We start from the raw sequence: 14,564 nt of genomic DNA on the forward strand, positions 1-14,564 counted from the left end.
ACTGTCCCAAGTGCAGAGGCTGACGTAAGTCATGTCGACACATGACTGACGTCAGCTTAGTGGGCTGCGGAAGCGGGATTTCCCACCCCCTGCGCAGTTCACCTATCGGAGGCCCGGGCGTGTCCCACCTACCGCTCTGTAACATGGGCGGCGACAGGGCGTTACGCGCATGGTGCTTGGCTGGGAGATGATCGTTCGGTGTTCCTGCTGCGCTTGATCATCCCCGACAAACCGGGTTCGCTGGGCGTCGTCGCGACCGCGCTCGGCGAGGTGAACGCCGACATCCACGCCATCGAGATCGTCGAGCACCGGCGTGAGAACGGCACCGCCGTCGACGACATCGTGGTCGACCTGCCGCCGGGCGTGCTGCCCGACCGCCTGGTCTCCGCGTGCAACGGCGTACCGGACGTCGAGGTCATCTGGTTCTCGCGGTACGGCGCCGGTGGCGGACTGCACATGGACCTGGAAGCCGTCGAGCAGATGACGTCGGCTCCGTCCGAAGCGATCGATCTCCTGGTCGAGCAGGCGCCGGCCGTGCTGCACGCGGACTGGGCCGCGCTGCTCGACGGCACCGGCAGCGAGGTGAAGGTCGCGCTGGAGACGAGCGCGACGCCGGAGTTCGGCGAGGTGGCGGACCGCTGGCTGCCGATGGAGAAGGCGAGCACCCTCGAGGCCCCGGACCACAAGGGACTCGCGGAGTCGGTGCTGGTCGCCGCACCACTGGAGTCCGAGCGCCGGGTCCTGGTCATCGGTCGCCGGGGCGGTCCCGAGTTCCTCGGCTCCGAGGTCGCCCGGCTGTCGTACCTGGCGTCACTGGCCGTGACGATCCGCGCTACTTCGTGAGCTGAACCGAAAAACGCCCCCGCTCGTCGAGCGGGGGCGTTTTTACGTGAACTCTTACGTGAACTGGAAGTAGGCCAGGAGCCAGAGGGCGGCGATGATCAGCAGGATCACGACGCCGACCAGGACGACGATCAGGATCGCCTGGCTGTTACTGCCGTTCTTGTCCGGGAGGTCGAACTGGGTGGGGCCCCAGGCCCCACCACCGTCGACACGCTTCAGGGCCTCCGGCGGTGGGCTGGCCACCGTCCGTGAGTCCCGCTTCTCCCGGGGGAACTTCATCCAGCCTCCGTGCCCACTCAGACGTAGAACGACTCGTACTTGATCTCGACCTGCTGGGAGGAGTAGCTGTCCGAGCTGGTCCCGCTGATCGTGACCCGCCAACCGGCGACATAAGAAGCGTACGGCTTCCCGTCACTGTGCGCCTGGACGTACGCCTTCAGCGCCGCGACATCGCCGCCCTTGAGGACACCGAACGTGTCGTTCAGCCCGGCGGTGAGGGCCTTCTTGGCGTCCCCGGCGTCGCCGGAGGCGCTCACCTGGATGTGCTTGATGCCCTCGCCCTCGCTGGCGTACATGTACACCCGCTGGGAGCCGTACTTGCCGATCTCCTTGGTGCAGGAGCTCGTGCAGACGTACTGCTTCGTCTTCAGCGCCGCGACCAGCTGCGCCTCGGTGGTGTCGAAGGTCTTTTGCGGGAGGTCCAGCGAGTCCTCACCGGACTTGCCGCCGGACAGCTCGAGCGCGTCGCCGTCGTTGCGCAACTCGAACTCGCCCCAGGTGCTGCCGACCTTCTGCGACTTCTGTCCGGTCGTGACCGCGTCCTGGACCTTCTTCACCTGGTCGCCGCCGAACGTGTCGTTGCCGACCGCCTGCAGGACCTGGTCGAAGACGACCTTGGCGTTGTTCAGGTTGTCCTCGTTCGCCGACTTGAACCGCACCGCGATGATGGTGCCGTCCGGCTTGAACTGGAAGACCGCCTCCGCCTCCGTGGTGCCGTCGTACTTGAAGCAGCCGCGGTGCGCGCCCTGGCCGGTGTTGAACAGGTCACTACAGCCGAAACCGTTGCTCTGCAGCCTGTCGGTCGCGGACTTGGCCTGACCGGTCGCGTTGCCGAGCTCACCGTTCTGGTTGGTGCCGGTGGTCGGGCTGCCGCCGCCGGTCGGCTGCGCGGTGGTGGTCGGGTTCGATTCCGGGGTGTCGTCGCCGCCGAGGAAGCGCACGCCGAGGAAGATCAGCAGGCCGATCACCACGAGGCCGACGACACCGCCGCCGACGATCAGCGGCAGCTTCTCCTTGCTGATCCCGCCCGGCCCCTTGGAGCCGCCGCCCGAATCACCCGGCTGCCACTGCGGCTGCCCGGGCTGTCCGCCCTGCTGCTGGTGCCAACCGCTCTGCTGTTGCTGCTGCGAGCGCTGGCCCCACGACTGCTGCTGGTAGGCGCCGCCGCCCTGCTGCTGCGACTGACCCCAACCACCTCCGGGCTGACCCTGCTGACCAGGCTGCTGCTGACTGGGCTGCTGATGGCCGGGCTGGTCCTGCTGGCGCCCAGGCTGCTGTCCCCAGCCGCCACCCTGCTGCGGGGGCTGGCCCTGGCGCGGCGGCTGACCTTGCTGAGGCTGCTGCGCGGGCTGTCCCTGCTGCGGGGGCTGCTGTGAGGGCTGCTGGGGCTGCTGGGGGCGTTGGCCCCACCCGCCCTGGCCCGGTGGCTGCTGTCCCCAGCCACCACCTTGTTGTGGCGGCTGCTGGCCGCCCTGTCCCCCGTGCTGCCCGCCTGGCTGGCCCCCCGGCTGCCCAGGACCCCACGGTCCCTGCGGCGGCGTCGTCATATTTGCTCCTTTTAACCCACGTTCCGACGTGCAAAGTTAACAGTCCGACGGCTCAGGTCGGCCGTCGGATCCGTCGGGTTGGAAATGCTTCGATTTGTCCGGTCGCGTCAGGTCGCCTCAGGCGCCGGCGTGGTCGCCACCGCGGCCGCCGCCTCCGCGCCGTCGTCGAGCAGCACCCGGAACCCGGCCGCGTCCAGGATCGGTACGCCGAGCTGGACCGCCTTGTCGTACTTCGACCCCGGCGAATCCCCCACGACCACGAAGGACGTCTTCTTCGACACCGAGCTCGCGACCTTCCCGCCGCGCCCGACGATCGCCTCGGTCGCCTCGTCCCGGCTGAACCCCTCGACCGTCCCGGTGACCACGACCGACTGCCCGGTCAGCGTCTGCGGGAGCGTCGGGCCGGTGCGCTCTTCGCGCATCACCACGCCGGACGCCTGCCACTTGTCCACGATCGCCTGGTGCCACGGCACCTGGAACCACTCGATCATCGCCTGCGCGATGGTCGGCCCGACACCCTCGATCTCGGCCAACTGCTGCTCGCTCGCGGCCCGGACGTCGTCAATGTTGTCGAACACCTCGGTCAGCGCGGCCGCCGCGGTCGGGCCGACGTGCCGGATCGACAGCGCCACCATCACCCGGGACAGCGGTTTGGCCTTGGCCTCCTCGAGGTTCGCGAGCAGTTTGCGCGCGTTCGCCGACAACGCGCCTGCCTTGGTGGTGAAGAAGGCGCTCTCGGCCAGCTTCTCCTCGGTGAGCGCGAACAGGTCACCCTCGTCCGCGAGCAGTCCACCGCTGATCAGCGCATCGGCAGCCTTGAACCCGAGCCCCTCGATGTCGAACGCGGACCGCCCCGCCAGATAGAACAACCGCTCCCGCAGCTGGCCCTGGCAGTACTGCGAGTTCGGGCAGCGGATGTCGACGTCGGATTCCTTCGCCGGCGCCAGCTTGGTGTTGCACCAGGGGCAATGCGTCGGCATCTCCCAGGCCGGCAGGTCCTTGGGACGCAGGTCGACGACCGGCCCGAGCACCTCCGGGATGACGTCCCCCGCCTTCCGCAGTACGACGGTGTCGCCGGGGCGGACGTCCTTGCGGGCGACTTCCTTGGCGTTGTGGAGCGTCGCGTACTCGACCGTCGACCCCGCGACGCGGACCGGCTCCATGTGCGCGAACGGGGTGACCCGGCCGGTGCGGCCGACGTTCACCTCGATCTCGATGAGCTTGGTGTTGACCTCTTCCGGCGGGTACTTGAACGCGATCGCCCAGCGCGGCGCGCTAGACGTCGAGCCGAGGGCGCGTTGCAGGTCCACCTCGTCGACCTTCACCACGACGCCGTCGATCTCGTGGTCGACCGAGTGCCGGTTCTCGCCGTAGTACGCGATGAAGTCGTTGACCTCGTCGAGGGTGCCGACCCGGCGGGCGCGGTCGCTGGTAGGCAGGCCCCACGCCTTCAGCTGCTCGTACGCCTCGGAGAGCCGGCCGATGTGGTGGCCCTCCACCTTGCCGAGGCCGTGCACGACGAACCGCAGCGGGCGGCTGGCCGACACCCGCGGGTCCTTCTGGCGCAGCGATCCGGCGGCGCTGTTGCGTGGGTTGGAGAAGACGTCCTTGCCGGCCTCGACGAGCTGGGCGTTGAGCTCCTCGAAGTCCTCGACGCGGAAGTAGACCTCGCCGCGGACCTCCAGGAAGGACGGGAGGTCCGTGCCGTCCAGCTCGTTCGGGATGCTCTTGATCGTGCGGACGTTGGGCGTGACATCCTCGCCGGTGCGGCCGTCGCCGCGGGTCGCGCCGCTGACCAGCTTGCCGTTCTCGTACACCAGGTCGAGGGCGAGGCCGTCGACCTTGAGCTCGCACAGGAACCCGCTGTCGTGGATCTGCTGGACCGTCACCTCCCGCTCCAGCCGCTTGGCCCAGGCCTCCATCTGCTCCGCGGAGAACGCGTTGCCGAGGCTCTCCATCCGCTGCGGGTGGTCGACCGGGGTGAAGAGGGTGGAGATCGGCGCGCCGACCTTCTGGGTGGGCGAATCCGGCGTCCGGAGCTCGGGGTACTGCTCCTCGAGCGCCTGCAGCTGGTGCATCAGCGCGTCGAAGTCGCCGTCCGAGATGATCGGGGTGGCCAGGTAATACCGCGCGCGGTGGTCCTCGATCTCCTTGCTCAGCGCCGCGTGACGCTCCAGAACCTCCGCCGGCGCAGCTGTCTCCTCCGTGCTCATGAGGAGAATTTACCGCCGCGCGCCGACAATTCCGCTCAGGCGTCGGCCGCTTCGCCGACCACGTCGACGATGTCCCGGAGGACCTTCAATCGCGCTCTGGCATCGGCCGGTGACGGAGCGGCAGCGAGTCCGCACGCGGGCGTGATGACGATCCGCTTCATCAGCTCCGGGTCGAGACCGAGCTCCCGCCACCGCCGAACCAACGGCTCGGCCGCCTTCCGGGGATCGGGTACGGCGCCTGTGGTCGCCACCAGCCCCGCGTAGAGCGATGTGCCGGACTCCACCGCGGCAGCGATCTGGTCCCACGCCGCCGTGTTCAGCAACGACACATCGACGGCGACGCCGGCCGCGCCGGCCTTCGTGAAGACCTCGATCGGCGGCCGCGCGGCACAGCAGTGCACAACTGTCGGCGCGTCCCCGGTGAACAAACTCAGCAACTCGACAGCGCCCGGGCCGTCCACAGACCGATGTTTGCCCCAACCCGACGCCGTCGGCACAGCCCCGGCAAGGACAGCGGGCAGCCCCGGCTCATCCACCTGCAGCACGACTTCCGCGCCGGGAACCCGCTTTCGGATCTCGGCGACATGCTGCTGTACGCCGTCCGCCAGCGCCTGCGCCAGATCACGCCGCGCACCGTAGTCCGCGAGCACCTTGTCGCCGCGCGGCCGCTCGATCGCCGCCGCGAGCGTCCACGGCCCGGTGACCTGTACCTTCAGCGGTCCCTCGTACCCGTCGCCGTACTCCTCGAGCACGTCCAGGTCTTCCTTCAGCAAGGCCCGGGCGCGCCGCTGGTCCAGACTGGCGCGCGCGTCCCCGCCACCGGTCAACCGCCACCCGACCGGCTGCAGATCCGCGGCCAGTTCGGTCAGTACGGCGACGGTCCGGCTCAGCATGTCGCCGTACGGGCGCGCCGGAAGCTCCGGCAGGAACGGGATGTCGACCAACTCGAGGACGGCGCGCATCCACTCACGAATGTCGTCGCCGGGGACGGATCCCAGACCGGTTGTCGTCATACGGCAGCGGTGACGCGCTGGACGGTGTCGATGGTGGCGGAGCCGATCACGCGGGTGCCGTCGTACAGGACGACTGCCTGGCCGGGGGCGACGGCGGAGGTCGGCTCGGTAAAGGTCACCTCGACCTGGTCGTCCTCGACGCGGGCGGTGACGGCCACCTCCTCGCCGTGGGCGCGCAGCTGCGCCTTCACCTGCAGTTCCTCGGTCGGCGCCGGGCCGCACCACCGCGGCTTCGAGGCGGTCAGGCGCTCGACGGCGAGCTCCTCGCGGGACCCGACCGTCACGGTCCGGTCGACCGGCGAGATGTCCAGGACGAACCGCGGCTTGCCGTCCGCGGCCGGCGTACCGATCCGCAGACCCTTGCGCTGACCGATGGTGAAGCCGTGCGTGCCCTGGTGCTCGCCGAGCTTGTTGCCCTGCGCATCGACGATGTCACCCGGCGCCTCCCCGAGCTGCGCGCCGAGGAACCCGGCGGTGTTGCCGTCGGCAATGAAGCAGATGTCGTGGCTGTCCGGCTTGGCCGCCACCGACAGCCCGCGCCGGGCGGCCTCCTCGCGGATCTCGGTCTTGACCGTGTCCCCGAGCGGGAAGAACGCGTGCGCGAGCTGCTGCTGGGTCAGTACGCCGAGCACGTACGACTGGTCCTTCGCCGGGTCGACCGCCCGGTGCAGCTCCCGCGACCCGTCGTCCAAGTCGACGATCCGCGCGTAGTGCCCGGTCGCGACCGCGTCGAAGCCGAGCGCGAGAGCACGCTCCAGGACGGCGCTGAACTTGACCTTCTCGTTGCAGCGCAGGCACGGGTTCGGCGTGCGGCCGGCGGCGTACTCGCTGACGAAGTCCTCGACCACGTCGGCGTGGAAGCGCTCGGCCAGGTCCCAGACGTAGAACGGGATGCCGATCACGTCCGCGGCGCGGCGGGCGTCGCGGGAGTCCTCGATCGTGCAGCAGCCGCGCGCGCCGCTGCGGTACGACTGCGGGTTCCGGCTGAGTGCCAGGTGCACCCCGGTCACGTCGTGCCCGGCCTCGGCCATCCGAGCGGCCGCGACCGCCGAGTCGACCCCGCCGGACATAGCGGCGAGTACCCGCATCAGCTGTTCCTTCCCACGTTCTGCAGGCCGGCGGACTTCGCCCGCTCCACGACCGGCCCGATGTTCTCCAGTACGGCGTCGACGTCGGCGCGCGTACTCGTGTGCCCGAGGGTGAACCGGAGCGAGCCGCGGGCCCGCTGGTCGTCGTACCCCATCGCCAGCAGGACGTGGCTCGGCTCGGCGACCCCGGCGTTGCACGCGGACCCGGTCGAGACCTCGATCCCGCGCGCGTCGAGCAGCAGCAACAGCGAGTCGCCCTCGCAGCCGCTGAAGGACAAGTGTGCGTTACCGGGCAAGCGGCCGGTCGGGTCGCCCGACAGCTGCGCGCCTTCGATCGTGCCGGTGATGCCGTGGATCAGCGCGTCGCGCAGCTCGGCGAGCCGCGGCGCCTCGTCCGCCTGGTGCTTGATCGCGTGCTCGGCCGCGACCGCGAAACCGGCCGTCGCGGGCACGTCCAGCGTGCCGGAGCGGACGTCGCGCTCCTGTCCCCCACCGTGCAGGATCGGCGTCAGCTTGGTCTCCTTGTGCACGACCAGCGCCCCGATCCCGTACGGACCGCCGAGCTTGTGCGCCGACAACGTCATCGCGTCCACACCCAGCTCACCGAAGTCCACCGGCACCTGCCCGATCGCCTGCACAGCATCGGTGTGCACGGGTACGCCGTACTCCTGCGCGATCGCGGCGATCTCGCGGACCGGCTGGAGCGTGCCGACCTCGTTGTTCGCCATCATCAGTGTGACGAACGACACGGACTCCGGGTCGCTCTCGATGGCCCGGCGGACGTCGTCCGGAGCGACCCGGCCGAGCTCGTCGACCGGCAGCCACTCGATCTCGGCCTTCTCGTGCTGGGCGAGCCAGATCGCCGGGTCGAGGACCGCGTGGTGCTCGATACCGCTCAGCAGGATCCGGCGGCGCCGCGGGTCCGCGGCCAGCCGGGCCCACCACAGCCCCTTCAGCGCGAGGTTGTCGGCCTCGGTGCCGCCGGAGGTGAACACGACCTCGCTCGGCTGCGCCCCCAGGCCTGCCGCGATCGACTCACGCGCCTCCTCGACCGTCCGCCGGGCGCAGCGGCCGGAGCCGTGCAGGGACGACGCGTTGCCGGTGCGCGCGAGGTGATGGGTCATCGCCTCGATCGCGGCCGGGAGCATCGGGGTCGTCGCCGCGTGGTCCAGGTACACCGTGCGACGGTCGGAAGTAGCCATAACGACTTCAAGGGTATGTCCGCCGCCGTTGTTCCCGCTCCTCGGGACTCACCTGCAGAGATCGACGGTGACCCTGAGCGTGACCTGGTGCTCGAACCGCGCTCCGAGCGTCTCGAACCGCTCGGCCGCGTCCTGCAGCAGCTTCTGGTCCCTCGTCAGCCGACCCCGGCCGCGCCGTACCGCCGCGTCCACCCAGGCGTTCTCGGCGGCACCTCGCGCTGCCTGCTCGAGGTAGTCGGCGGCGTCCGGGTGACCGGCAACGACGGCCAGTTCTGCCCCCGCGGCCCGTGCGTACCCTTCCCACCACGGCTCCGGGAACGGCGCGAAGGCCCGCTCGACGGCTCGGTCGGCTTTGCCCGGGTCCTGATGGAGGGCGAGCCGAGCCGCGACGAACGCTGCGTTGGCCGCCAGGCTGGGCGCGTCCGCGGCGTCGGACACCCGCGCCATCTCCAGCGCCCGCGCCTGCCAGACCTCATCGAGCCCGGTCCCGAGCAATCCGTGGGCGAGCGCCGCGCAGGACGCGCCCGACGCCATCCAGGCGTGCGGCGGGCAACCGGCGGCGCGCCACCCGGACCACATCGCATCCGCCGTCGCGATCGCCTCGTCGAACAGCCCCGCGAGCGCGAACGCCCGGACCTTCCGTGGTGCCGTGATGAACGGTTGCGACTGCGCGGGATCCACTGTCAATCGCGCCAGCCGCACCGCCTCGGCCACGTCGCCGACCGCGACCGCGGTGGTCGAGGCGACGTGGAACGCGTCCACGATCTCCGCGACGGCCCGCGGATCGTGCTCGGGCAACGTCTCGGCCAGCACCAGCCGCTCCTCGGCCGCGATCCGCGCGTCGCGGAACCGTCCGGCCCCACCGACTGCCGTCCCGTAGACATCGAGCGCGTTCATGACCATTAACGGATCGCCCGACTCCCGAGCCGCCGCCACCGCCGCCTCGGCCAGTCCGAGGTCGAATCGATGGACCCACGCCCGAGCGACTTGTACCGCTGCGGTGTCCCCGGCGAGCAGGCTCTCACCACCATCAGCCGGAGGCGGTACGGCGACCTCGTAGCGGTTCACGATCATCACAGCGGTCGCCAGCGCTTCCCGCCGTACTGCCTCGTTGCCTTCGGCTGCCGCGCGCTCGGCGGCTCGGAGCATCAGGTGGTACGACTCGGTGCCGTCTGCGATCACCTCGGTCGCGTCGGCCGCGTCGCGCAGGTCGTCGTACAGCTCGGTGGCGTTGGTCGCGCGCGCGGCGGCGGTGAGGTAGTGGTCGTGTGCTTCGAGGAATCGCCTGCGGGCGAAGGTCAGGTGGGCGAGCTTGCGGGCAAGCGCGCGGGTGGCGCCGCCGGCCGCTCGGAGGTCCGGGGCGAGCAGCTCGAACTCCTGCTGCCAGTCCTGCCCCTTCTCCAGTTGTTGCTCCAGGCGAGTGGCGGATCGGTCGGCCCACGCGACATGCAGTGCGGCGACTTCGTCGTACTCGTCGTCGAGCTGTTCGAGGGCGAAGACGCGCACTGTCTCGAGCATGCGCCAGCGGCTCGTCCCGGCGTGCTGGCTGCGGTGGAGCAGGCTCTTGTCGGTCAGCCGACCGAGGAGGTCACTCAGCTCGCTCTTGGTGCTGTCCGGCGTCACACCGGCCGCAGCGGTCAGGTCGAAGCCACCAACGAACACACCGAGCCGCCGGAACAGGTGTCGCTCGTCCTCAGCCAGCAGGTCGTAGCTCCACCCCATCACCCGTGCCAGGGAGCTGTGCCGGTCGTCAGCACCCCGCCCACCCGACAACAACCGCAGTCGATCGTCCAGCGCGGCCAGCAACCCATCAGCTCCCAGTGAACCGGCACGCGCCGCAGCCAACTCGATAGCCAGCGGTACGCCGTCCAGCTCGGCGCACACCTTCGCTGCCAGGTGAGCGTCGTCAGCCACCTCCGGCGCGACCAGCGCGGCACGTTCCCGAAACAGCTGCACCGCCTCGCCCAGCGGGCCGAGCTGCACCGGCCGCTCCCCCGCCACACCGAGCCGCTCCCGACTGGTCGCCAGTACTGCGGTCTCGGGCGCCTCAGAGAGGATGCGGGACACCAACGCGGCCACGTCGTCCAAGAGGTGCTCGCAGTTGTCCAGCACGAGCAGAGTGCGTCCGCGCCTGAGTCGTTCGAGCACTGCGTCCGCCGGGGACTGCGGTGGTTGCTCACTGACCTGGAGTGCTTCAGCGACTGCCGTGATGACGAAGCCGGGACGCACTGGGACCAGATCGACCACTGCACCGCCGTACGGGTAGCTGTCCGCGACATCGGCTGCCACGCGCAGGGCGAGACGGGTCTTTCCGACACCGCCTGGTCCGAGGAGGCTGACGAGGCGATTGCTGCCGAGTGCTCGGCCCAGGTCGGCCCGGTCCTGCTCGCGACCGATGAAGCTCGTACCGGGACCGGTCGGCGTACTGAAGCCCTCTGGTTGCGCACCGGCGAGGGCGGCGAGTTGATGCCGGTCGGCGACGCCGTACTTGCGGAGCAGCGACGAGATGTGGCTCTCGACGGTGCGGACGCTGATGTGCAGCCGACGGGCGATCTGCGCGTTCGAGCGGTCCCCGGCGAGGGCCGCGAGTACTTCGGCCTCGCGCGCCGACACGTCCTTCGGACCGTTCATGCGCCCCATCATGCGCGATCAGTGGTGCTTCCGTGGTCGCCACGGATGCCGATGCGTGGTCCCGGCTCTGAAGGTGGAGGCACAACCTCAGAACAGGGAGAAGGCCATGGGACAGGTATTGCTCGACATCACGATGTCGCTCGACGGTTTCGTCACCGGACCAGGAGCGGACCTCGCACACGGGCTCGGGATCGGCGGCGAACCGCTGCACGACTGGCTGACCGGCGAGGACGCCGCGGACCAGGCGGCGTCCGCGCTGACGATGACCGACATCGGCGCCGTACTGATGGGACGACGGACGTTCGACGTCATCGACGGTCCGCAGGGCTGGGACGCGGACGCCGCGAGTGCTGAGCGGCCGGCGATCTTCGTCGTCACATCGAACCCGCCGAGCCGAGTCCGGATGGAGGGCTGGTTCGAGTTCGTCACCGACGGCATCCGGCCGGCCCTGAAGCTCGCTAGGGACGCCGCCGGCCCGAAGGACGTGATGATCATGGGCGGCGGACACCTGTGCAGGCAGTACCTGTACGCCGGACTGGTCGACGAACTGCGCGTCCACGTCGCACCGATCGTGCTCGGCGATGGCACCCCACTGTTCGAGCGCACCACACTGACACCGATCCGCCTGGCCCTCCGAAACGCCGTGAGTACGCCGAACGCGACCCACCTCACGTACGCCGTGACCCGTCAGGAGCCGTGATGTCACAGGAGATTCTCGACCGGCGCGCCGCGGCAGTCGTCGACGCGAACAAGCACCTGACCCTCGGCACGGTCGGCGCCGACGGGCTGCCCTGGGTCACGCCGGTCTACTTCACCCCAGACGGCAACACCACGTTCTACTGGGCGTCCTCGCCGGACGCAATGCACTCCCGCAACCTCGCGCACCAGTCGACCGTCAGCATCGCGATCTTCGACTCGAGCGTGCCGATCGGCGGCGCGTCCGCGGTGTACTTCCGCGCCGAGGCCGGCCTCGTCCCCGACGACGAACTGGACGAGTGCGCGACCCTGTACGCCTCGCGCTATCCCGAGCTGCGCGCGTACTCCGCCGATGAGTTGCTCAGCGACCTGCGCCTGTACCGCGCCCGCGCCACGGCGCACTGGTTGCTGGTCCGCGGCAGCGACCCGGACTACGGCACGGGGATCGACGGCCGGCGGCCGGTGTGGACGTGATGACCCGCTGACCCGCCATCCTTCCGGGGAGCGACACCTTTCGCAGCCGGAACAGACAGGCCGGAACACAGACAGGGCGGGGACATGAGCAACGACTGGTGGGTCGAACGCGAGCAGAACGAGCGGCTGGAGCAGTTGCAGAGCGAGATGTCGTCCGCGCGCCAGGCGACCTCGCGACTGCAGTCCCAGCTGTCCAAACTGCAGGGCGGACTCCAGGACCGCGTCAACCGGTTGTCGACCGCCTTCGACGCCTTCGTCGAGCTGTCCGACCTCCGGTACGAGATGGCAGGCTTCCTCGACGCCGCCGAACTCCGCCGGTACGCGAGCCGCGTCCTCTCCGCGATGGCATCCGGTACGGCGCTTCCGCCGGTCGCCGCACCGGTCCCGCAGTACTGGCTCGGCCCCGCCACCGAGGCGCTGATCGGGCTGTACTCGTCCGAGCCGAACGACCAGGCCCTGCACACCGCCCTCGAGCTCGACCAGCGTCGTACGTCGGCCTTCCTGGCGCTGGCATTGGCGACGCTCGGGCTGCGGCACGATGTGCGGAGCGAATGGCTGGACGTGGCGTTCGGCGTACCGGCTTCGGACGGGACGGTGACGCGGACGCAACGGGTGCTGTGGACGACGGCCGCGCGGGGCGGGTTCGGCGTGGAAGGCCTCGAGCTGGTGGTGAAACGGCTCCAGTCGGTCGCTCCGCCTGCCGACGGCTGGCTGCCCCGGTTGGAGAAGCGCGGCGAGACTCCACGCACCACCCGCGCGCGCTTCGACGCCGTGAACGAGCAGGAGTCCGCCCGGGTCCAGCTGGGCCGCGTCCGCAACGCGGTCGAGACCATCGCGGGCAACACCGCGGCCCGCGAGCCCGACCCGGCCCTCGGCTACCAGGAGACCGCGGCCAAGCAGGACTCCACCGGCGACGCCGCGGCCCGCAACTCCGGCCGCGACTCAGGCCGCGACTCGGCCGGTGCCAAGCGGCGGTCGAAGCGTGGTGACGCGGAGGCGAACGCCGAGCGGGACAGTGCGCCTGCCCTGCTGCGGCTGCTGATCTCCGAAGGCAGCGAACCGGAGCGGGAGCCGCTGGCGCGGGTCGCGGTACTGCGGGCGCAGATCAGCGGATCGGGCGAGGGCACGGCCGAAGGACTCGAGGACCCGGTCGGCACGATCGAGAAACTGCTCGACGCCGACCTGGCCCAGACCGACGAGCCGCACCTGCCGGCTGCCGCGCTGCGGGTGATCGCACCGTCGGTGCTGCCGGCCATCGAGGAACTCGCCGAGGTCGCGGGCCGCCCGAGCCCCGCGCAGGTCTCGGTCGACGTCGACGTGCACACGATCACGATCCGCCCGGACGGCCCGGACCAGCGCGAACTCGGTTCGGCGATGGCGTCGATCAAGGCCGGCGCCGGCGACATCACCAAGGGAAATCTCGCCGTCCCGGTGGTACTCGCGGTGGCCGGCGTACTGGTCGCGGTCGGTCTCGCCTTCGTGCACGGGGCCTGGATCGTGGCCGGTCTGGTGCTGGTCGGCGTCGCTGCGTCCCGGTACTGGAAGCTGCGGGTCAACAGCAAGAACGAGAAGGCCGCGGCGGACGATCGAGCGACCCGCCTCAACGAACGCTGCACCACGGCTGTGGAGGGGCTGGCCGCCTACGTGAACGCCACCGAGTCCCGGCAGGCCGGCGTCGCAGCCGACCTCGCCACGATCCGGGACCACCTCACCAGCTGACTAGCCGCGCCACGTGCTGGTGTGGGTCCAGCCGATCACGTCGGCGGCTCGTCGGCAGTCGAAGAGCGATGCGGTGCCCTTGAGCTCGGTGCGGATCGTCGTCTCGGGTGAGTAGTCGGCGAGCAGGTCGGCGGTCGGCTCGTGGCGGCCGGTGTCCTCCGCGGCGAGCACCAGCGCGGCGTACCGATCGTCCGTCCGCGGCTTCAGGGACAGCACACAAGCACGGGCCGCTTCGGCGAGGTCGACGTACCCCCAGAGGTTGCGGCGGTTCTCCTCGAGCGGTGCGTCCGCGATGTACCGGCGTACCTCGTCCGGCTCGAGGATCCAGTGGAAACGCAGAGCAGTCACCTGTACGCCGCGACGCGCATACATCCGGCCTGTGGTTTCGAGAATGTCCTTGGTCAGCCCGTACGGGTCGACGTACCGCAGCTCGGTGTTCTCGTCGACGGGGACGATCGGCGTACCGATCTCCTCCGGGGACCACGCGGTGCCGTAGATCGACCCGCTGGACGCGATGACCGCGGTACGAATCCCGAGCTTCCACGCTTCCTCGAGCGCGTTGAACGTGGTGATCGCGTTGAGCTCGAGCAGCCGGACCGGCTCGATGTTCTCCGGGCTCGCGATGCCTGCGCAGTGCACGATCGCCTCCGCACCCTGCATCGACCGGGCGACCGCGTCACGGTCCATCAGATCGACGGGCTCCGGTCCCGCGAGATCCGCCTCGATCACGTCGTGGCCGGCGGCCACCGACTGCCGGCAGACCTCGGCCCCCAACTTCCCGCGCGCCCCACTCACCCAGATCCGCATCGGGCAACCCTAGCCATCAGTTCCAGGGAAGGTGAAAGCCCGGCTCGGGAGG

At 70.1% G+C, this 14,564-nt stretch carries 12 protein-coding genes; 4 read left to right on the forward strand and 8 right to left on the reverse strand.

What is annotated here, in order from left to right; all coding sequences use genetic code 11:
* The first annotated feature begins 198 nt into the window (after positions 1 to 198).
* Positions 199 to 843 carry an ACT domain-containing protein gene (locus AC0662_RS34205; protein WP_452201602.1) on the forward strand — a complete coding sequence of 215 codons (645 nt, stop codon included), beginning with the start codon at positions 199 to 201 and terminating at the stop codon, positions 841 to 843.
* A gap of 54 nt (positions 844 to 897) precedes the next feature.
* Here the strand turns inward: AC0662_RS34205 and AC0662_RS34210 are convergent, their stop codons facing one another.
* The 7 genes from AC0662_RS34210 to AC0662_RS34240 form a co-directional block, all read right to left on the reverse strand.
* Positions 898 to 1,122 carry a hypothetical protein gene (locus tag AC0662_RS34210; RefSeq protein ID WP_452201604.1) on the reverse strand — a complete coding sequence of 75 codons (225 nt, stop codon included), beginning with the start codon at positions 1,120 to 1,122 and terminating at the stop codon, positions 898 to 900.
* A gap of 17 nt (positions 1,123 to 1,139) precedes the next feature.
* Positions 1,140 to 2,669 carry a hypothetical protein gene (locus AC0662_RS34215; RefSeq protein ID WP_478305843.1) on the reverse strand — a complete coding sequence of 510 codons (1,530 nt, stop codon included), beginning with the start codon at positions 2,667 to 2,669 and terminating at the stop codon, positions 1,140 to 1,142.
* 107 nt (positions 2,670 to 2,776) lie between these two features.
* On the reverse strand, positions 2,777 to 4,882 hold the full coding sequence (gene ligA / locus AC0662_RS34220; protein WP_478305845.1) for an NAD-dependent DNA ligase LigA: 2,106 nt from the start codon (positions 4,880 to 4,882) through the stop codon (positions 2,777 to 2,779).
* Positions 4,883 to 4,917: 35 nt separating this feature from the next.
* Positions 4,918 to 5,895, reverse strand: a complete 978-nt coding sequence (locus tag AC0662_RS34225; protein ID WP_478305847.1) for a uroporphyrinogen decarboxylase/cobalamine-independent methonine synthase family protein — start codon at positions 5,893 to 5,895, stop codon at positions 4,918 to 4,920.
* Positions 5,892 to 6,983, reverse strand: coding sequence for a tRNA 2-thiouridine(34) synthase MnmA (gene mnmA, locus AC0662_RS34230; RefSeq protein ID WP_452201612.1), 1,092 nt, complete (start codon positions 6,981 to 6,983; stop codon positions 5,892 to 5,894). Before mnmA ends, AC0662_RS34225 begins: the two co-directional genes overlap by 4 nt.
* Positions 6,983 to 8,185 (reverse strand): cysteine desulfurase family protein, encoded by a 1,203-nt coding sequence (locus tag AC0662_RS34235; RefSeq protein WP_452201614.1) that lies wholly within the window; start codon positions 8,183 to 8,185, stop codon positions 6,983 to 6,985. The genes mnmA and AC0662_RS34235 overlap by 1 nt, the downstream gene beginning before the upstream one ends.
* 48 nt (positions 8,186 to 8,233) lie before the next feature.
* The gene (locus tag AC0662_RS34240; protein ID WP_478305850.1) at positions 8,234 to 10,816 is read right to left on the reverse strand and encodes an ATP-binding protein; all 2,583 of its coding nucleotides are present in this window, start codon (positions 10,814 to 10,816) and stop codon (positions 8,234 to 8,236) included.
* 106 nt (positions 10,817 to 10,922) lie between these two features.
* On the opposite strand from AC0662_RS34240, the gene AC0662_RS34245 reads away from it, so the two are divergent.
* From AC0662_RS34245 to AC0662_RS34255, 3 genes are all read left to right on the forward strand, one after another.
* On the forward strand, positions 10,923 to 11,516 hold the full coding sequence (locus tag AC0662_RS34245) for a dihydrofolate reductase family protein (protein WP_478305852.1): 594 nt from the start codon (positions 10,923 to 10,925) through the stop codon (positions 11,514 to 11,516).
* Entirely contained in the window at positions 11,516 to 11,986 is a 471-nt protein-coding gene (locus AC0662_RS34250; RefSeq protein WP_478305854.1) for a pyridoxamine 5'-phosphate oxidase family protein, read from the forward strand. Before AC0662_RS34245 ends, AC0662_RS34250 begins: the two co-directional genes overlap by 1 nt.
* 84 nt (positions 11,987 to 12,070) lie before the next feature.
* Positions 12,071 to 13,705: a hypothetical protein gene (locus AC0662_RS34255; RefSeq protein ID WP_478305856.1), complete on the forward strand. Its 1,635-nt coding sequence runs from the start codon at positions 12,071 to 12,073 to the stop codon at positions 13,703 to 13,705.
* Here AC0662_RS34255 and AC0662_RS34260 read toward each other — a convergent pair whose 3' ends face one another.
* Positions 13,706 to 14,512 (reverse strand): NAD-dependent epimerase/dehydratase family protein, encoded by an 807-nt coding sequence (locus AC0662_RS34260; RefSeq protein WP_452201624.1) that lies wholly within the window; start codon positions 14,510 to 14,512, stop codon positions 13,706 to 13,708.
* Positions 14,513 to 14,564: the final 52 nt, after the last annotated feature.

This window comes from Kribbella sp. NPDC043289, assembly GCF_056436705.1.

Excerpts from the sequence above, each read along its gene's own strand:
- AC0662_RS34210 (WP_452201604.1), bottom strand. The coding sequence starts at position 1,122 with ATGAAGTTCCCCCGGGAGAAGCGGGACTCACGGACGGTGGCCAGCCCA.
- AC0662_RS34215 (WP_478305843.1), bottom strand. The coding sequence starts at position 2,669 with ATGACGACGCCGCCGCAGGGACCGTGGGGTCCTGGGCAGCCGGGGGGC.
- ligA (WP_478305845.1), bottom strand. The coding sequence starts at position 4,882 with ATGAGCACGGAGGAGACAGCTGCGCCGGCGGAGGTTCTGGAGCGTCAC.
- AC0662_RS34225 (WP_478305847.1), bottom strand. The coding sequence starts at position 5,895 with ATGACGACAACCGGTCTGGGATCCGTCCCCGGCGACGACATTCGTGAG.
- mnmA (WP_452201612.1), bottom strand. The coding sequence starts at position 6,983 with ATGCGGGTACTCGCCGCTATGTCCGGCGGGGTCGACTCGGCGGTCGCG.
- AC0662_RS34235 (WP_452201614.1), bottom strand. The coding sequence starts at position 8,185 with ATGGCTACTTCCGACCGTCGCACGGTGTACCTGGACCACGCGGCGACG.
- AC0662_RS34240 (WP_478305850.1), bottom strand. The coding sequence starts at position 10,816 with ATGAACGGTCCGAAGGACGTGTCGGCGCGCGAGGCCGAAGTACTCGCG.
- AC0662_RS34245 (WP_478305852.1), top strand. The coding sequence starts at position 10,923 with ATGGGACAGGTATTGCTCGACATCACGATGTCGCTCGACGGTTTCGTC.
- AC0662_RS34250 (WP_478305854.1), top strand. The coding sequence starts at position 11,516 with ATGTCACAGGAGATTCTCGACCGGCGCGCCGCGGCAGTCGTCGACGCG.
- AC0662_RS34255 (WP_478305856.1), top strand. The coding sequence starts at position 12,071 with ATGAGCAACGACTGGTGGGTCGAACGCGAGCAGAACGAGCGGCTGGAG.
- AC0662_RS34260 (WP_452201624.1), bottom strand. The coding sequence starts at position 14,512 with ATGCGGATCTGGGTGAGTGGGGCGCGCGGGAAGTTGGGGGCCGAGGTC.